This window comes from Telluria sp. GW821-FHT07G12, assembly GCF_059418525.1.
Genome location: NZ_JBWKQA010000002.1, coordinates 496594 through 513534, shown reverse-complemented (window position 1 = coordinate 513534; position 16941 = coordinate 496594). Strand labels below are relative to the sequence as shown.

At 67.8% G+C, this 16941-nt stretch carries 15 protein-coding genes; 9 read left to right on the top strand and 6 right to left on the bottom strand.

Translation table 11 applies throughout. From position 1 onward, the window contains the following. Nucleotides 1–95: 95 nt before the first annotated feature. Both AC07PE_RS10450 and AC07PE_RS10445 read left to right on the top strand, forming a co-directional pair. Nucleotides 96–761 (top strand): response regulator, encoded by a 666-nt coding sequence (locus tag AC07PE_RS10450; RefSeq protein ID WP_498763913.1) that lies wholly within the window; start codon nucleotides 96–98, stop codon nucleotides 759–761. 3 nt (nucleotides 762–764) lie between these two features. Next, nucleotides 765–2150, top strand: coding sequence for an ATP-binding protein (locus AC07PE_RS10445; protein WP_498763911.1), 1386 nt, complete (start codon nucleotides 765–767; stop codon nucleotides 2148–2150). A gap of 3 nt (nucleotides 2151–2153) precedes the next feature. On the opposite strand, the gene AC07PE_RS10440 is transcribed toward AC07PE_RS10445, so the two are convergent. Together AC07PE_RS10440 and lldD are read right to left on the bottom strand one after the other, a co-directional pair. Continuing rightward, a complete protein-coding gene (locus tag AC07PE_RS10440; RefSeq protein WP_498763909.1) occupies nucleotides 2154–2897 on the bottom strand; it encodes a sulfite exporter TauE/SafE family protein in 744 nt (247 codons plus the stop codon). A gap of 4 nt (nucleotides 2898–2901) precedes the next feature. Continuing rightward, nucleotides 2902–4035 (bottom strand): FMN-dependent L-lactate dehydrogenase LldD, encoded by a 1134-nt coding sequence (lldD, locus tag AC07PE_RS10435; protein ID WP_498763907.1) that lies wholly within the window; start codon nucleotides 4033–4035, stop codon nucleotides 2902–2904. Between the two features lie 131 nt (nucleotides 4036–4166). Here lldD and AC07PE_RS10430 point away from each other — a divergent pair, with 131 nt between their 5' ends. The 3 genes from AC07PE_RS10430 (at nucleotide 4167) to AC07PE_RS10420 (ending at nucleotide 6948) form a co-directional block, all read left to right on the top strand. Continuing rightward, nucleotides 4167–4847 (top strand): trimeric intracellular cation channel family protein, encoded by a 681-nt coding sequence (locus tag AC07PE_RS10430; RefSeq protein ID WP_498763905.1) that lies wholly within the window; start codon nucleotides 4167–4169, stop codon nucleotides 4845–4847. 79 nt (nucleotides 4848–4926) lie between these two features. Beyond that, a complete protein-coding gene (locus AC07PE_RS10425; protein WP_498763903.1) occupies nucleotides 4927–5508 on the top strand; it encodes a hypothetical protein in 582 nt (193 codons plus the stop codon). A gap of 48 nt (nucleotides 5509–5556) precedes the next feature. Further along, nucleotides 5557–6948: a nucleobase:cation symporter-2 family protein gene (locus AC07PE_RS10420; RefSeq protein WP_498763901.1), complete on the top strand. Its 1392-nt coding sequence runs from the start codon at nucleotides 5557–5559 to the stop codon at nucleotides 6946–6948. Here AC07PE_RS10420 and fdhD read toward each other — a convergent pair. Further along, nucleotides 6945–7802, bottom strand: a complete 858-nt coding sequence (gene fdhD / locus AC07PE_RS10415; RefSeq protein WP_498763899.1) for a formate dehydrogenase accessory sulfurtransferase FdhD — start codon at nucleotides 7800–7802, stop codon at nucleotides 6945–6947. The genes AC07PE_RS10420 and fdhD overlap by 4 nt on opposite strands. Nucleotides 7803–7947: 145 nt before the next feature. Between fdhD and AC07PE_RS10410 the strand changes: the two genes are divergently transcribed. Then, complete coding sequence (locus AC07PE_RS10410; RefSeq protein ID WP_498763897.1) at nucleotides 7948–8208, top strand: hypothetical protein; 261 nt, start codon at nucleotides 7948–7950, stop codon at nucleotides 8206–8208. Between the two features lie 18 nt (nucleotides 8209–8226). On the opposite strand, the gene AC07PE_RS10405 is transcribed toward AC07PE_RS10410, so the two are convergent. Next, complete coding sequence (locus AC07PE_RS10405; protein ID WP_498763895.1) at nucleotides 8227–9660, bottom strand: DUF3943 domain-containing protein; 1434 nt, start codon at nucleotides 9658–9660, stop codon at nucleotides 8227–8229. 80 nt (nucleotides 9661–9740) lie between these two features. On the opposite strand from AC07PE_RS10405, the gene AC07PE_RS10400 reads away from it, so the two are divergent. Together AC07PE_RS10400 and AC07PE_RS10395 are read left to right on the top strand one after the other, a co-directional pair. Then, complete coding sequence (locus AC07PE_RS10400; protein WP_498763893.1) at nucleotides 9741–10388, top strand: ABC transporter ATP-binding protein; 648 nt, start codon at nucleotides 9741–9743, stop codon at nucleotides 10386–10388. After that, on the top strand, nucleotides 10385–11179 hold the full coding sequence (locus tag AC07PE_RS10395; RefSeq protein ID WP_498763891.1) for an ABC transporter permease: 795 nt from the start codon (nucleotides 10385–10387) through the stop codon (nucleotides 11177–11179). Before AC07PE_RS10400 ends, AC07PE_RS10395 begins: the two co-directional genes overlap by 4 nt. Here AC07PE_RS10395 and AC07PE_RS10390 read toward each other — a convergent pair. Continuing rightward, nucleotides 11176–12786 carry a phytoene desaturase family protein gene (locus AC07PE_RS10390; RefSeq protein ID WP_498763889.1) on the bottom strand — a complete coding sequence of 537 codons (1611 nt, stop codon included), beginning with the start codon at nucleotides 12784–12786 and terminating at the stop codon, nucleotides 11176–11178. The two genes, AC07PE_RS10395 and AC07PE_RS10390, sit on opposite strands and share 4 nt — an antisense overlap. A 74-nt stretch (nucleotides 12787–12860) precedes the next feature. Next, nucleotides 12861–14177, bottom strand: a complete 1317-nt coding sequence (locus AC07PE_RS10385; RefSeq protein WP_498763887.1) for an MFS transporter — start codon at nucleotides 14175–14177, stop codon at nucleotides 12861–12863. A gap of 357 nt (nucleotides 14178–14534) precedes the next feature. Between AC07PE_RS10385 and AC07PE_RS10380 the strand changes: the two genes are divergently transcribed. Then, complete coding sequence (locus AC07PE_RS10380) at nucleotides 14535–16937, top strand: TonB-dependent receptor (protein ID WP_498763885.1); 2403 nt, start codon at nucleotides 14535–14537, stop codon at nucleotides 16935–16937. Nucleotides 16938–16941 lie beyond the last annotated feature (4 nt).

The window sequence follows — 16941 nt, the reverse complement described above, 5'->3', positions numbered from 1 at the left end:
GCGGAAATGTCACGGCACGGTGGCATAAAGAAAACCTGAAGATTGACGGCGCCTGTATCGTCCCCTCGACCCAGCCCGGCTGTTACACTCGCGGCATGAAAATCTTGATGGTGGAAGACGACCTCTCGATCGGCCGGGCACTGCTGTCCGTGTTCCAGGACAACAGCCACGGGGTGGTCTGGTGCCGCATGGCGGCGCACGCGATGGAGCGCATGGCAGCCGAACATTTCGACGCCATGCTGCTGGACCTCGGCCTGCCCGACGGCGACGGCGCGGACCTGCTGCAGGCGATACGTACACGGCGCCTCAGCCTGCCGGTGCTGATCATCACTGCGCGCGACAGCCTGGAAGACCGCTTGAAAGGGTTCGACCTGGGCGCCGACGATTACCTGATCAAGCCCTTCGACATCCCCGAGCTGCTGGTAAGGCTGCGCGCCATCGTGCGGCGCGCCAGCGGCACCGTCGAACGCAGCGATCAATTGTGGAACGTGGGCGAGCTGACGATCGACGAGGGCAGCATGCAGGTCCTGCGGGCCGGGGGCGCGGTGGCGCTGTCGCCCACCGAGTATGCATTGCTGCTCACCTTGGTCAAGCAGGCGGGCCGGGTGCTGACCCGCGCCGACCTCGAACGCCGCGTGCTGCCGCACAGCGAGGGCCAGACGCTCGACGTTCATATCTACAATCTCAGGCGCAAGATTGGAGAGCGCATGATCCGTACAGTGCGTGGCGTCGGCTACGTGATCCAGCGCGAGCCCGCGTAAGCCATGGCCCCCCTTCCCGTTCCGACCCAGTCTTCGCTGTTCCGGCGGCTGATGCTGGGCTTCAGCGTCGTCACCGTGATCGTGTTCCTGCTCGGCCTGGCCTACGTGCTGCAGGACGCACGCATCACCCAGCGGACCCGTACCGCGGCCGAGAATCGCGCTCACGCACGCGAGGCGCTGCTGCATTTGCGCTTGCTCGCCGAGCGGCCGGCAGAGCTGGTGGCGGCTGCACGCGAACTTGAAGCGACACGGCTGCGCATGTTCCAGACGCTCGACTACCATTCGAAGGTGAGACTGCGGGTGTGGCGCCACGGGGCCCTGCTCTACGACTCGCTGCCCGGCCTCCCGGATGTGCTCAAGAACCCGGACCAGGCGCGCCCGTTGCAGGAGAATGGCTGGGTGAGCTCACGCGAGAGCGACGCCGTGACCGGCCTGGCGCTGGAACGCAGCCATGAAGTCGACGACTTGTGGATGCTGTCGATGTCCGGCATCAGCTTCCTCGCCTCGTCGACCGTCTTCAGCTTGCCGCTGCTGCTCTTGCCGGCGTGGCTGATCGTCGGTATCGGACTGCGCCCGCTGCGCGAGATCGCCGCCGCGATCGAGCAGCGTGCGGTGTCCGACCTGACCGCGCTGCCGGCCTCGAAATACCGTGAGCTTTCGCCCCTGGTCGATGCCATCAACCGCCTGATGAAGCGCCTCAGCGAGCGCATCGAGCGCGAGCACCAGTTCCTGACGGACGCCGCGCACGAGCTCAAGACGCCGCTGGTCGCGGTGCAGATCAACGCCCATGTCCTGCTGAGCCGCTGCGATGCCGAGACCCGTGCTCGGTCGCAGGATGCGGCGGACGGCTTGCGCGACGGCGTCGATCGAGCGACGCGCATGGTGCATCAGCTGCTCGCGCTGGAACGAACGCAGACCGAACCGGCGCAGGCGCCCCTGCCGCCCTTGGAACTCGGCACGCTGGTGCGCGACCGCCTGGCCGCGGCCGTTCCGCTGGCCCTGCAGCGCGGCATCGAGATCGAATTCCAGGCCGACACCGAGTGTCTCCTGCCGCTTCATGTGGAAAGCATTGCGGCGCTGGTCGATAACCTTGTCAGCAACGCCATCAAATATTCGCCGGAAGGTGGAACGATCGAAGTCCAGCTGGCGCCGCGCGCCGACGGCTGCCGCCTGAGCATCGCCGATCAGGGCCCCGGCATCGACCCCGGCCTGCGGCGCAAAGTGTTCGAGCGCTTCTACCGGATTCCCGGCCAGGACCAGCCGGGCAGCGGCCTCGGTCTTGCCATCGCCGAGCGCGCGGCGGAGCGCAACCGGGGGACGATCCGGCTCGATGGCCGTGGCGACGGCCAGGGCTTGCGCGTCACCGTCGACTTCACAGCCGTCGCCTGACCGTCACAAGGGCCGGAGGAACAGGCCTACAGTCAACGCCACCCCGATGCCAACGATAGCCACGCGCAGCGCCTTCTCGTTGACCCGGTGCAGTGCCCAGGCGCCGGCCAGGCCCCCGATGATGGCGCCGACCGCCAGCACGCCGGCCTCGAGCCAGTGCAGCTCGGGCGAGGTGATGAACAATGCCACCGCGGAGGCATTCATCACGCCCGCCAGCACGTTCTTGGTGCCGCCGGCGTTGCGCGCCGACAGCCCGGCCATGGTCAGCGCCGCCATCATCAGGATGCCGATGCCGCCGCCGAAGTACCCGCCATAAACCGCGATCAGGAACTGCGCCGTCCCGGTCGTCATCGGACCGAGGTGGGCCGCTTTTTCCGCCGATGCCTTGCGGAAGAAACTGCCCCAGGTGAAGACGGCGGTGGCGAACAGCACCAGCCACGGCACCAGGCGCGCGAACACCTTGGGAGAGGTGTGCAACAACAGCAGGCCGCCGACCGCGCCGCCCAGCACGCTGAGTATGAACAGGGTGCGGAAGCGCAGCCCGGCCGCGCCGCTCACCAGGCTGCGGCCGGCATAGCCCGAGGTCAGCTGGCCGGGAAACAGGGCCACCGTCGAGGTGATGTTGGCGGCCAGCGGCGACATGCCGGATACGATCAGCGCCGGCAACGTGACGAAGGAGCCGCCGCCGGCCAGGGTGTTCTGGATGCCGGCCCAGATGCCGGCGAGAAAGATCAGAAGGAGGAGCATGGTTTCAGGCCGCCAGCAAATGCGGCCCGATCTCCCGAACCGACTTCACGCCCGTCAGCACCATATTCGTCCGCAAGTCCTTCTCCATGATCGCCAGCAGCCGCTCGACCCCGGCCTGGCCCTGGGTGGCCAGCGCATAGATGAAGGCGCGCCCGATCAGCACCCCGTCCGCCCCCAGCGCCAGCATGCGGAACACGTCGGTGCCGGTGCGCACCCCGCCATCAGCGAAGATCGTCATCTTGCCCTTGACGGCCTCGGCGATCGCCGGCAGCACGCTGGCCGAGGATGGCGCGCCGTCCAGCTGGCGGCCGCCGTGATTCGAGACGACGATGCCGTCGGCGCCGAAGTCCAGGGCGTCGCGCGCGTCCTCGACGTCGAGGATACCCTTCAGGATCAGCTCGCCCTTCCACTCGTCGCGGATCCATTGCAGGTCCTGCCAGCTGATGCCGGGGTCGAAGTTCGAGCCCAGCCAGCCGATGTAGTCTTCGAGGCCGGTGGCGTGGCCGCGGTAGGCCGAGATATTCCCCAGATCGTGCGGGCGGCCGAACAGGCCGACGTCCCAGGCCCAGCGCGGATGGAGCATCGCCTGCAGCATGCGGCGGCGCGGGCCGGCCGGGCCGCTCATGCCGCTGTGGAGGTCGCGGTAGCGGTTGCCGGGCACCGGCATGTCGACCGTGAAGATGAGGGTGGTCGCGCCCAGCTCGCCGGCGCGGCGCATCACGTCGCGCATGAAGCCGCGGTCCTTCAGCACGTAGAGCTGGAACCAGATCGGCTTGCTGGCCTTGGCCGCCACCTCGGCCAGCGAACACACCGACACCGTCGACTGGATGAAGGGGATGTTGGCCTTGCAGGCCGCCTGCGCCGCCTGGACTTCGCCGCGCCGCGCATACATGCCGGCCAGGCCGACCGGCGCCAGCGCGATCGGCAGCGCGTGGTCCTGTCCGAACCAGTGGGTTGTCAGGTCCAGGGTGTCCGAGCCGCGCAGCACGCGCTGGCGCAGCTTTACGTTCTGCAGGTCGTCGACGTTGGCGCGCAGGGTCTGCTCGGCGCCGGACCCGCCGTCGAGGTAGTGGAACAGGAAGGGTGGCAGCTTGCGGCGCGCGGCTTCGCGGAAGTCGGTGGCGGAAGAGATGATCATGGCTTCTTGCGTTCTTGTCGTAATGTCCAGTGTACGACGAAACCGGCACCGATGGGCATGCCCGCCCTTGATTTCGGGGCGCCGATGCTATAGTGTGCGGCGCCCTTTCACACTACAGTAAAGACATCCAGATGTTCCCGGCAGTTTCCCTCGACGTGGCGGCGGCCCTCAAGACGCTCGTCCTGACCCTCGACCTGGTCGGCACCTTCGTGTTCGCCCTGAGCGGCGCCACCGCCGGCGTCAAGCGCCGTCTCGACATCTTCGGGGTGCTGGTGCTGTCCTTCGTGGCCGCGAATTCGGGCGGCATCGTGCGCGACCTGCTGATCGGAGCGACGCCGCCGGCCGCCATCAGCGACTGGCGCTACCTGGTGGTGTCGGTGGCGGCGGGCGTGCTGATCTTCTTCTGGTATCCGAAGGTCCGCCACCTGCGCAACCCGGTGCTGGTGTTCGACGGCGCCGGCCTGGCCCTGTTTTGCGTGGCCGGCGCCCAGAAGGCACTGGTATACGGCCTGGCGCCGTGGATGGCCGCCCTGCTCGGCATGCTGACCGGGGTCGGCGGCGGCGTCGCGCGCGACGTCTTGCTGTCGCAGGTGCCGGCAGTGCTACGCGCCGAGGTGTACGCGGTGGCGGCGCTGGCTGGGGCCGGCGTGGTGGTGATCGGCCACGTACTGGGCCTGCCGTCGGCGCCCATGGCCAGCGCCGGCGCCATCCTGTGCTTCGTCCTGCGCATGGCCGCGATCCGCTATGACTGGCATTTGCCGGTCGCGCGCACGCCTGAGGAGCCGGAGACGGACGCGCGGGATGGAAGATGAGTTCGGTTTGACCTGAGTCAGCTGCCCTCTCATATCATTGGCGCATCCTGACGGGGTGCGTCAAGACAGTGAGGTCCACATGAAGCCAGGAGCGTTACCCGCCTACCCTACCGGCGCCCGCCGGTCTCCGGCAAACCTCGCCTTCAGCGCCCTGCTGTTTTCCTTCCTCGGCTGGGCGATCCTCGAGCGCTGGAGCTTCGGCGCCCGCACCGGCATCGCGCCCCATCTCGTCAATACCCTGGCCTGTGCGCCCGTCATGGCCTGCTCGCTGCGCCGCTTCCGCGCGGCCTGTCCGCGCCACATGCGCGCACGCACGCGGCCACACGGCGCCCTGTTCAGCGGCGGCGTCGCGCTGGCCTTCGTATTCGTCCTCGGCGCCGTGTTCGGCATCGCGGCCGGCAGCGGCTCGGTGCTTGCGGTGGCGCTGGCCGCCGCGCTGTGCTGCTGCACGCCCTGGACCTGGCTGCGCGCGCACCAGCAGCACCTCTTCCTGTCCTTCCTCGCGGTGGCGGCCGGCGCCGTCCTTGCCGCAGGCCTCGCGGGCCGACAGATGAACCTGCTGGTCGCCCTGCCGGCCGCCTGGTGCCTGTGGGCCGCGGCGGCGCTGCTGTGCATCGTCTTGTGCGGCGGCGAACTGGTCAAGAAAAAAGGCGGGCGCTGAGCGGGCCCGGCCGTAGCGGGTAGAATCGGGTTTTTGCCCGCGCCCGCCATGAACACACGACCGCCCCTCCCCACAGCCGCGCCGCCAGGCCCCGACCTGGTCCTCGGCCTCGAAGACCGCCCGCGCCCCCTGGTCGCCATCCTCGCCGCCCTCCAGCACCTGCTGGCGATCATCGTCCCCATCGTCACACCCGGGCTGCTGATCTGCCAGGCGCTGGGCGTCTCGGCGCGCGACACCAACCTGATCGTCTCGATGTCGCTGGTGGTGTCCGGCATCGCCACCTTCGTCCAGTGCCGCCGCTTCGGTCCCTTCGGCGCAGGACTGCTGATCGTGCAGGGCACCAGCTTCAACTTCGTGGGCCCGCTGATCGCCGGCGGCAGCCTGATGGTCAAGCAGGGCACGCCGGTCGAAGCCGTGATGGCCGCGATCTTCGGCGTGGTGGTGGCCGGCTCCTTCATCGAGATGGGCGTGTCGCGCATCCTGCCTTTCGTGAAGCGCATGATCACGCCGCTGGTCACCGGCATCGTAGTGCTGATGATCGGCCTCACGCTGATCAAGGTCGGTTTGATCAGCATGGGCGGCGGCTTCGCGGCGATGTCGAACGGGAGCTTCGCGAACGGCGAGAACCTGCTGCTGTCGGGCGTGGTGCTGGCGATCATCGTGCTGCTGAACCGCGTGCCGGTGGTGTGGATGCGCAGTGGCGCCATCATCATCGCGCTTGCGGTGGGCTACTTGCTCGCCGGTTCGCTGGGGCGCCTGGATTTCACGGGCATGCACCAGGCGGCCTGGTTCCAGGTGCCGCAGCCGCTGCACTTCGGGCTGGGCTTCTCGTGGTCGCTGTTCATTCCGATGATCGTGATCTACCTCGTGACCTCGCTCGAAGCCATCGGCGACGTCACCGCCACCAGCAAGGTGTCGCGCGAGCCGGTCGAAGGCGAGACCTGGATGCGGCGCATCAAGGGCGGGGTGCTGGTCAACGGCGCCAACTCGCTGCTGGCCGGCCTGCTGAACACCTTCCCCAGCTCGATCTTCGCCCAGAACAATGGGGTGATCCAGCTGACCGGCATCGCCAGCCGCCATGTCGGCATGTGGATCGCCCTCTTCCTCGTGGTGCTGGGCCTGTTCCCAAGCGTGGCCGGCGTGATCCAGGCGGTGCCGGAGCCGGTGCTCGGCGGCGCCGCCATGGTGATGTTCGGCGCGGTAGCGGCGGCCGGCATCAACATCCTGGCCAGCGTTACGCTGGACCGCCGCGCACTGCTGATCATCGCGGTGTCGCTGGCGCTGGGGCTGGGCGTGTCGCAGGTGCCGGAATTCCTCGCGCACATCCCGTCGGCGCTGCGCAACGTGCTGGAGTCGGGAGTGGCCACCGGCGGCATCTGTGCGGTGCTGATGAACTGGTTCCTGCCCGCTGTTCACGCCGACACGGGCGCCGGTCACTAATCCAGGCCGAGGTATTGCGGGTGGGTGTAGCAGACGAAGTCGCGCCCGCGCGCAAAGGCCAGCAGGGTCATGCCGGCCTGCTCCGCCAGATCCACCGCCGCCAGGGTCGGCGCCGACATGCCAACCAGCGCCGGCACACCGCTCACGATTGCCTTCTGCGCCATCTCGAAACTGACGCGGCTGGTGATCAGGAAGAAGCCGTCCGCGGGGTGCACGCGCGCGCGCGCCATCGCGCCTATGACCTTGTCCAGTGCGTTGTGGCGGCCGACGTCCTCGCGCACGATCCGGAGCCCACCGTCCATGCCGCACCAGGCGGCGGCGTGGGCGGCGCCGGTCGACCGCGTCAGCGCCTGCTCGGCGCCGATGGCATCGAGGGCGCGCCGCACCGCCGCCGCATGAAAGCCGCGCGCGGGCGCCAGCTGCGGCAACGCGCGCGATACCTGCTGCAGGCTGTCCACGCCGCACAGGCCGCAGCCGGTGCGCCCGGCCAGCGTGCGGCGCCGCGCCTTCAGCGCCGCAAAGGCCTTGCCGGCGATCTCGAGCTGCACGGCGATGCCGTCGCGGCCCGGTTCGACCTCGATGCCGTAACACTCGCCCGGCCCTGCGACGATGCCTTCGCTGAGCGAGAAGCCGAGCGCGAATTCTTCCAGGTCCGCCGGCGTCGCCATCATCACCGCGTGCGAGATGCCGTTGTAGACCAGCGCCACCGGCACTTCGTCGACTACCATGTCCTCGACGGTGGCCAGGATCTCCTTGCGCATGCGCAGCACGTGGCGCACGCGCGCCGGTGCGGGCGCCTGCGGTGCGAGCGCGGGGCCATCGGGACTGCCTGAGAAATCGAACTGTGCGTGCATGCGAAGGAATCTAGCATTCCAGGCACTTTTCCGGCGCGCGCCACCAGCCTGCCTTTGAAGGCGGGCCAGCGTACGGAAGGCCGGCGCAGTGCGTGCTACAAAAGACGGCCCGGGGCGCCCGCCCCGTACACACACGGGAGAGAACATGCTGAAGGTCGGGAATATGGATGGCGAGCGGGTCGAGCGCCTGGGCGCGCTGGCCGCGCACGTGGTCGAACATGCGCTGGCCTCGGGGCTGAGCTGGGACGAAGCCATCCTCGGCTTCGGGATCGCGGCCAGGGCGCTCGCCGCGAAAGCCGCGGACCAGGGCGCCGGCAGTGTCGATCAATGCGCGGCGCTGGCGGAGCGCCGCCTGAAGTCCGGCATGAACCAGAGCGCGGACGTGCTGCAGGCCTGGCTGCGCTGAGACGCCGCCGCATCGCGCTTACCAGCTCACTGCACCCATGCTGCGCGCCGGCTGCCAACTGTAATACAGGCCGACCGAGTCGTAGCGCTGCTGCCTTGACACCACGTTGGGGAAGGAGAAACCGCGGCGCGATGTCAGGTATTTGAGCGTGAGCGCGTGCGGGCCGGACAAGCGGTAGCTGAGCGAGGCGTCTCCGCGCAGCACGCGGTCCTTGCCTCCCGATTCGAGACCGTGCTGCTTGCCGTCGAAGAAGGCGCTCGAGCTCAGGTCCAGCGACATCTTGTTGTCCCAGATCAGGCGCAGGCCCAGCATGGACTGCGGCGCAAAGCCGTAGTGGTATTGACCGCCCGTGCTGGCGCGGATCGTGCCGGTCGATACATAGCCGACGCCGCCCGAGGCATGGGCCTGCAGCGCCAGTTCGCGCGCCAGCCAGACCTGCGCATTGCCGCCCAGCGAAACCGCCGTGCTGGCGATGCGGAACAGCTGCGGCGACAGGTAGTCGTAGCTGCCGTAGATGCCGGCGATGCCGCGCGCCCGCTCGCCATAGCCCCAGGTGGTCCCGGTCAGCATGCCGCGCGAGGTCAGGCTTTCGAGGCCGTTCGCGTTCGACACGCGGGCGCGGAACAGGAAGTAGTCGAAAGGCTTGCGATAGGTGTAAGCCTCCTTGCCCGGCAGGCCGTATTCCAGCGCGAAGTCGGCCGCGACTTCGCGGCGCTTGGTCGCCAGCGAGGGGCCGACATTGCTGCTCGACGGGTTGCTGTAGCCCAGCTGCAGGCGCGAGAAGGTGGCCGGCGTGGCGCCGGCCCACAGCGAGGCGGCGCGGCGCGAGCCCTTCTGGCGGTTGTACTCGAGCGAGGGCGAGACCAGGCCCGCGCCCACTTCGCGCCATGGCGAAGTGCCGTCGCCGCGGTCCAGCACCAGGTTGGCCATCCGGTACAGGGCTTCGCCGAGGAAGCTGCCGCCGAAGCTGGTGGTGATCTGGTCGTTGCGCGAGGGCGGCGTGGTCTCGCCGGCGATTTCCCACACGGCGCTGCCGGCGAAGGCATAGCCCATCGATTCCCAGAACGTCAGGCCATTGCTGCGCGCGATATTGAAGTAGACCGAGCCCTGGTAGGGGTGGCCCATCTGGTTGATCTCGAAGGGGTCGCGGTCTTCGACCCAGCTGCTGCGCAGGTTGCGGCGGATCGAGCCGACGCTGACGCCGTAGTCGTCCGGCTTGACGAAGGCGTGGTCGACGCGGTTCAGCACGAGCTGGAAGCCGAGGATTTCCAGCGCCGCCGCGCCATAGCTCTTGTACTGCCGCGAGTCCGCATAGACCTGGGTCTCCCGCGCGGCCGCGGGCGCCGCCGCCGGTTCGGCCAGCGGGTCGGCCGGCTGCTTTTGTTCCACTTCCTGAGCCTGCACTGCGCCGGCGGCCAGCGCAAGCAGAATGGCATGGGCTCGTAATTTCATGTTTCTCCGATTCGCTACGATGCAAAATATTGGCATTAATGTAACAATCTCAGCAGAATCCTGTCGCACAAGAAAAACTCATGCCCTCCACTCCCTTGTCCGGAATCTCCGGCCACTCCCCTGCTCCCGCGCTCCTGTCCGCGCGCGGCCTGCGTTCGCGCTTCGGGGGCCCCTTTGACTTCGACCTCCAGGCCGGCGAATGCGTCGCCATCCAGGGACCGTCCGGCGCCGGCAAGAGCGTGCTGCTGCGCATGCTGGCCGACCTCGACCCGCACGAGGGCGAGGTCCTGCTCGACGGCCGCTCGAACACATCGATGCCGGCGCCGGCCTGGCGTGCGCAGGTGGTCTACCAGGCGGCCGAGCCGGCATGGTGGGAAGCCAGCGCCGGCGAGCATTTCGAGGCGGCGCAGCGCGGCTTCCTCGACCAGGCCCTGCCCGCGCTCGGCCTCTCCCACGCTCTGCTGGACAGCGAGGTCGAGCGCCTGTCCACCGGCGAGCGCCAGCGCCTGGCCCTGGTGCGCTCGCTGGCGAAAGACCCGCGCGTGCTGCTGCTGGACGAGCCGACCGCCAGCCTCGATCCGGGCTCGGTCGCGCGCGCCGAGGCGCTGCTGTCGGGCTGCCTGGCGCGGGGCATGGCGATCCTGATCGTGACCCACTCGAGCGAACAGGCCCAGCGCCTGGCGCAGCGGGTGTTTTATCTCGACCGGGGAAAGCTGAGCATCCGATGAACGCCATCCACCTGGGCGCCTCCGACCTGCTGGCGGCCGCGCTGCTGATCCTGCTCGACGCCGCGCTGTCGCTGGCGCTGCGGCTCGGCGTGCACCGCCAGATTCTCATCGCCGCCGTGCGCATGGTGCTGCAGCTGGCCATCGTCGGCATGGTGCTGCGCAGCGTGTTCGCCATCGCATCCCCGGGCGCCACCGCCGCCGTGATCCTGTTCATGATCGCCGCCGCCGCGCGCGAAGTCGCGACCCGGCCGAAGCAGCGCCTGAAGCGCCGGATGAATTACCAGATCAGCGCCGCGGTCGTCGCCTGCGCCGGTTTCGCCACCGTGCTGCTGGCCCTGACCACGGCGGTGCGGCCGGACCCGTGGTATGCGCCGCGCTATGCGATTCCGCTGATGGGCATCGTGCTGGGGAGCGTGCTGAATGCTGCTTCGCTGGCGCTGGACGGCATCCTGGACGGGGTCGTGCGCGAGCGCGCTCGCATCGAGGCGCGGCTGGCGCTGGGCACGCCCTTCCGCGAAGCGATCGCGCCGCTGCTGCGCAACGCGATCCGGCGCGGCATGATCCCGGTGGCGAACCAGATGTCGGCCGCCGGCATCATCACCCTGCCCGGCATCATGACCGGGCAGCTGCTGGCCGGGATGGATCCGATGGAGGCAGTGAAGTACCAGATCCTGCTGATGTTCCTGCTCGCCGGCGCGAGCGGGCTGGCGTCCGCCGGCGCGGCCCTGCTGGCGGTGCGGGCGCTGAGCGACCACAGGCAGCGCCTGCGGCTGGACCGGCTGCGCGTCTAGGCGAACTGCCTGTCGCGCCGGGCGAAGTCGCGCAGCACCTCGCGCGCGGCGTTGTGGCCCGGCGCTCCGGTGACGCCGCCGCCCGGATGCGCGCCCGCGCCGCAGGTGTACAGGCCCTGCAGCGGGCCGCGGTAATCGGCGTGCCCCAGCATGGGCCGCGCCGCGAACAGCTGGTCGAGGCCGAGGGCGCCGTGGAAGATGTCGCCGCCCACCAGGCCGAAGGTGCGCTCCAGGTCCAGGGGGCTCATGATCTGGCGTCCTAGCACGGCGCCCTTGAAGTTGGGCGCGTAGCGGCTGACGGTATCGATCATGAGGTCGGCCACCTGCTCGCGGTGCTCGTCCCAGCTGGCGCCGTCGGGCAGCTGCGGCGCCACGTGCTGGCAGAACAGGCTGGCCACGTGCTGGCCGGCCGGCGCCAGGCCTGCATCCAGGGTCGACGGGATCAGGACCTCGACGATCGGTTCCCTCGCCCAGCCCAGCGCCCGCGCATCGTGGTAGGCGCGCTCCATGTACTGCAGGCTGGGCGCGATGATGATGCCGCTGGCGTGGTGCTCGGCCGCCTCCCTGCCGGGCAGGCAGCTGAAGTCCGGCAGCTCCGACAGGGCCACGTTCATGCGGAAGGTGCCGGAGCCGCAGCGCCAGGCCTGCATGCGGCGCAGGAAGTCCGCTGGCAGCACGCCCGGATCGACCAGGCGGGTGTAGAGCAGGCGCGGATTCAGGTTCGACACCACTACCCGGGCATCGAGGCGCTCGCCCTGCGCCGTGACGACGCCGGTGGCGCGCCCCTTCGCCGTGAGGATCTCGCCGACTGCGCAGCCGGTGCGGATCTCGACGCCGCGCGCCTGCGCCGCTTTCGCCATTGCCTGGGTGATCGCGCCCATGCCGCCTATGGCGTGGCCCCAGGCGCCCTTCTTGCCGTTCACCTCGCCGAACACGTGGTGCAGCAGCACGTAGGCCGAACCCGGCGTGAAGGGGCTGGCGTAATTACCGACCACGCTGTCGAAGCCATAGGCCGCCTTGATCGGCGCGCTCTCGAACCAGCCGTCCAGTACATCGCCGGCCGACTTGGTGAACAGGTCGAGCAGCTCGCGCTGGGCGGCGAGCGGCAGCTTGCGCACGCGGTTCCCGAGTTTGCCGGCCTTGAGCAGCTCGGGCAGCGCTTCCAACCAGCCGCCCTGCACGCGGTTGGGCGGCGTCTGCAGGACCAGCTCGCGCAGCAGGTCGGCGGCGTCGTCCAGGTGCCGGGCATAATCGTCGAGCCGCTCGGCATCGCGCTGGGAAAACTTCGCCACCTCGGCGGCGGTCCGGCCGGCGCCGAGCTTCAGGTAGTGCGTGTCGTCCAGCGGCAGGAAGTTGGCGAGCGGCCGCTCGACCACGCGCAGGCCATGCGCCGGCAGGTCCATCTCGCGGATCACCTTGGGATTCAGCAGCGACACGGTATAGGACGCCACCGAATTGCGGAAACCCGGATGGAACTCCTCGGTCACCGCAGCGCCGCCCACCACGCCGCGCTGCTCCAGCACCGTCACCTTGAGCCCGGCGCGGGCCAGGTAAAAGGCGCATACCAGGCCATTGTGGCCGCCTCCGACTACGATCGCATCGCGCATGCAGGGCCTCCCTGTGATGCGGGCTACTATACAAGCTGCACGGCGGATGGCAAGTCGCCGTGGGTCGAATTGCGTTAATCGAGGGCCCGGTTGCGCGACTCCACATCCACGCACAGGATCGCGGCCGCCCCGAGCGCCAGGAAGCCCGCCAGCATGGCCAGCGCCAGCGTGAAGTGCGCCGTCATCACCGGCGCGATGACGGCCGGCGCCAGCAGCCCGCCGAAGCGTGCGACCGCGCCTGCCAGTCCCATCCCGCTGGCGCGCAGGCCGGTCGGATACACCTCGGGCGTGAAGGCATACAGCGCGCCCCAGGTCCCCAGCAGCGCAAAACTCATCAGCAGGGTCGACCCGACCACCAGCGCCGTCGCGCTGCCCAGGCTGTAGCACAGGCAGCCGGCGGCGCTCAGCAGCAGGAAGCCGACCAGGGTCGGCTTGCGGCCCCAGCGCTCCACGCCATAGGCCGACAACGCGAAGCCTGGCAACTGTACCAGCGCCAGCACGATCAGGAATTCCTGGCCGCGCATGAAGCCGAAGCCTTCGGCGCTCAGCTTGACCGGCAGGTAGACGAACACGCCGTAATAGGCCACCGAGATCAACGCCCAGGCCACGAACAGCGACACGCTCCGGCGCCGCAGTTCGCTGGAAAACAGCGCGAACATCGAGCGCTTCTCGGCCGTCTCCGGATGCAGGCTCGGGATCGCCGCCTGGCTCCCGTTGACCCTGGCGATGCGCTGCAGGACGGCGCGTGCCTGCTCCGGCATGCCGCTGCGGTTCAGGTACATCGGCGATTCGGGAATCGAGAGCCGCAGCACCACGCCCACCAGTGCCGGAATGCCGGTCACGAAGAAGATCACGCGCCATGCATCCGCGCCCCAGCGCAGCGCCGCCAGCGCCAGCACCGCCAGCAGGATCGTGCCGACCGCCCAGAAGGATTCGAGCAGCACCAGCCAGCGGCCGCGCCGTTCGCTCGGCAGGAATTCCGCCATCATCGTGTAATCCACCGGCAGCGTGCCGCCGACGCCGATGCCGGTCAGGAAACGCAGCGCCAGCAGCCAGCCGAAGTCGGGCGCGAAGCTCGACGCCACCCCGAAGCAGGCGTCCACCAGCACCGCCGCCATCAGGACAGGGCGGCGCCCGATGCGGTCCGCCAGTCGCCCGAAGACGAAGGCGCCGATCAGCATGCCGATGAAGAAAAAGGTGCCGCTCTCGAGCGCGCGCGGCATCGCGATCCCGAAGGTTCTCGCGATCGTCGGCGCGGTAAAGCCGATCGCCAGCACCTGCATGGCATCGGCCATCCAGACGAGTCCGAAGATGGCGAAAAGGCGGTACTGGAATTTTCCGACGCCTGCCGCCCGGATGCCCTGCTCCACTGTTACGGGTGATGTTGTCATCCGTTCTCCTTCATATGCCGCCTATACGATGTGCCTAGTGTGCAGGAATGACATCTCCTCTACCGTGCTGCAGAAGACAATGTTGCAAAAAAACTCGTGCGCTTGTCTATTCACACCATTTAGTATATTTTTAATACGGTGGAAAACGTTTAACTGAAGTTCGAGAACGCCGCCCAACTTAGCGCTTGTTTAGTGTGGCTATTAAGACGTAATAAACGTTTTCCCCAGCGCCGCCATTCTCCCTTACAGCTTGCCATCGAACCCTGCCGTCCAATCACGGCAGCGGTCCGAAGCCCAAACGAACGGCGCGAATTGGAAACGTTGCCAAATCGAATATTTACAATATGGAGACCAAGCATGCCGCACCAACGACACCTCTCCCCAACTCCACTGGCCCTTGCCATTGGCGCCGCCATGTTCGTCAATGCCGCTCAGGCACAACAAGTACAACAGCAGCCCGACACGGGCAAACTCGATACCGTGGTCGTCACCGCCAACAAGCGCGCCCAGAACCTGCAGGACGTGCCAGCCTCAATCACCGTCCTCGGCGATGCGATACTCCAGCGTTCGAATGTCCGCGAGCTGGACGACCTGCCGTCGCTCTCGCCGGCCCTCACGCTATCCTACGGCACCCAACCGGGCAACTTCAGCATCAACATGCGCGGAGTAGGCACGTATTCATTGGGTATCGGCGTGGAAGCCGACGTCGCCGTTATCGTCGACGACATCCCGCTCGGCATGCAGGCCAACGCCTTCAAGGACCTCGCCGACGTTAACCGTATCGAAGTACTGAAAGGTCCGCAAAGCACCCTCTTCGGCAAAAGCTCGATCGCCGGCGCTTTGAACATCACCACCAAGCCGATCGGCGGACCGGTCAAGTCGAATGCGACGCTGCTGTCCACCAACGACAACGAATGGCGCGCAGGCCTCAGCGTATCCGGCGCGGTCTCGGACAGCTTCCGCATGCGTGTCGCCGCCAGCAAGACCAATTACGACGGCACGCTGAACAACCTGACTACCGGCGGCAAGCTCAATGGCAGCAAGGGCGATAACCTGAATGCGAAATTCGAATGGCGTCCGGTCGACAGCCTCAGCTTCACGCTGACCCCGCACTACAACCGCACCGAGAAGTTCTGCTGCACCACCGCGTTCTCGTCGATGACGCCCGGCGGCTTGTACCGCAACGCGCCGCAGCTGCCGCAGTCGGTGGTCCTGGCCGGCATCGCCATCAATCCGTCGAACCGCGACGTGCGCAACGATTATCCCACCGGCGGCAAGTTCCACGACTGGGGCACGGGCCTGAAGATCGACTACGGCTTCCCGGACGCCGGCCCACTGGCCGGCCATACGCTGAGCTCCATCTCGTCCTACAGCAAGTACCATATGGACGACTACCAGGACAACGACGCCACCGACATCGATATCCTGCAGTTCCTGACGTTGCAGGACGGCTCGCCCACGAGGATGCACGGCGGGATCTACCAGTACGGTGTATTCAACGTCAAGTCGAGCACCCAGGAATTCCGTTTGACCTCACCGGACCGGGGGCCGCTGCGCTACGTGGTCGGCATCTGGTACGGCAAGAATGACCTGAACCGCGAGCTGGCCAAGGTGCCGCTGATCGCCAACTACGGCACCAACTACGGCGCCGACGCCTGGAATACCAACAAGGCGATTTACGGCCAGGGCAGCTGGGACTTCCGGCCCGACACCAGCCTGATAGTCGGTGGACGCTTCAATGACGAGGACACGGGCTACAACTTCCGCCGCTACACGGTGCCGCCACAGGCCTTCGCGCAGACCGAGTTCTATACGCGCTCGGACAGCAACAGCAGCCGGACCTGGAAGCTGGGCCTCGAACACCGCCTGGACAAGGATGCCATGGTGTACGGCACGATCTCCACGGGTCACAAGGGGATCGCCTACGACCTGACGTCCAGCTTCACGGCGGTCCTCGCCGCCCGTCCGCCGGTGGCGCCGGAAACCGCCCGCAGCTACGAGCTGGGATGGAAGCAAAGCCTGTGGAGCAATCGCGCGATGTTCTCGGCGGCCGTGTTCCGCACGGACTTCCGCAACTTCCAGCAGTCGGCCGGCTTCTTCGACTACGACGGCATCTTCCGCACAGCCCTGAACAGCATCGGCGGCTTGCGCACCGAAGGGTTCGAAATGGAAGGCTCGGTGCGCGCGACCCGGCTGCTTCAATTGAACGGCAGCCTGGCCTACACGCGCGCCACGATCCGGGAGTTTCGCAACGGTCCCTGCTACAACGTCCTGAATGCCGCCGGCAACGCGGCGACGCCGGGTCCCGGCTGCCACCAGAGCCCGGAATTCAACAACACCAACGTCCAGGACCTGGCCGGCAAGACGCTGCCGAACGCCCCGAAGATCAAGCTGAACCTCGGCGGCCAGCTGGACCTGCCGCTCGCGGCCCTGCCCTTCGATGGCTTCATTTCGGGCACCACTCGCTACCAGAGCCGTACCCAGTACTCGCTGAACCAGGACCCGAGCACGATCCAGGGCGCCTACAGCATCACCAATCTGAGCTTTGGCGCCGCGGACAAGCAGGGCCGCTGGAAGGCCAGCCTGTTCGTCAACAACCTGTTCGACAAGCGTTACGCGGCGGGCCTGAACAGCAGCATTGCGAACGGCACCTGGAGCCCCAAGGCGCCGAACGTGCCGCTGGCGGTGAACACCACGGAGTGGCTGCCGCCGCGGGATTATCACCGCTACTTCGGCGTACGCGCAGACCTTACGTTCTGAGCTG

Bases quoted from the DNA above. Each gene is read 5' to 3' on its own strand.
- AC07PE_RS10450 (WP_498763913.1), top strand. From the start codon at position 96: ATGAAAATCTTGATGGTGGAAGACGACCTCTCGATCGGCCGGGCACTG.
- AC07PE_RS10445 (WP_498763911.1), top strand. From the start codon at position 765: ATGGCCCCCCTTCCCGTTCCGACCCAGTCTTCGCTGTTCCGGCGGCTG.
- AC07PE_RS10440 (WP_498763909.1), bottom strand. From the start codon at position 2,897: ATGCTCCTCCTTCTGATCTTTCTCGCCGGCATCTGGGCCGGCATCCAG.
- lldD (WP_498763907.1), bottom strand. From the start codon at position 4,035: ATGATCATCTCTTCCGCCACCGACTTCCGCGAAGCCGCGCGCCGCAAG.
- AC07PE_RS10430 (WP_498763905.1), top strand. From the start codon at position 4,167: ATGTTCCCGGCAGTTTCCCTCGACGTGGCGGCGGCCCTCAAGACGCTC.
- AC07PE_RS10425 (WP_498763903.1), top strand. From the start codon at position 4,927: ATGAAGCCAGGAGCGTTACCCGCCTACCCTACCGGCGCCCGCCGGTCT.
- AC07PE_RS10420 (WP_498763901.1), top strand. From the start codon at position 5,557: ATGAACACACGACCGCCCCTCCCCACAGCCGCGCCGCCAGGCCCCGAC.
- fdhD (WP_498763899.1), bottom strand. From the start codon at position 7,802: ATGCACGCACAGTTCGATTTCTCAGGCAGTCCCGATGGCCCCGCGCTC.
- AC07PE_RS10410 (WP_498763897.1), top strand. From the start codon at position 7,948: ATGCTGAAGGTCGGGAATATGGATGGCGAGCGGGTCGAGCGCCTGGGC.
- AC07PE_RS10405 (WP_498763895.1), bottom strand. From the start codon at position 9,660: ATGAAATTACGAGCCCATGCCATTCTGCTTGCGCTGGCCGCCGGCGCA.
- AC07PE_RS10400 (WP_498763893.1), top strand. From the start codon at position 9,741: ATGCCCTCCACTCCCTTGTCCGGAATCTCCGGCCACTCCCCTGCTCCC.
- AC07PE_RS10395 (WP_498763891.1), top strand. From the start codon at position 10,385: ATGAACGCCATCCACCTGGGCGCCTCCGACCTGCTGGCGGCCGCGCTG.
- AC07PE_RS10390 (WP_498763889.1), bottom strand. From the start codon at position 12,786: ATGCGCGATGCGATCGTAGTCGGAGGCGGCCACAATGGCCTGGTATGC.
- AC07PE_RS10385 (WP_498763887.1), bottom strand. From the start codon at position 14,177: ATGACAACATCACCCGTAACAGTGGAGCAGGGCATCCGGGCGGCAGGC.
- AC07PE_RS10380 (WP_498763885.1), top strand. From the start codon at position 14,535: ATGCCGCACCAACGACACCTCTCCCCAACTCCACTGGCCCTTGCCATT.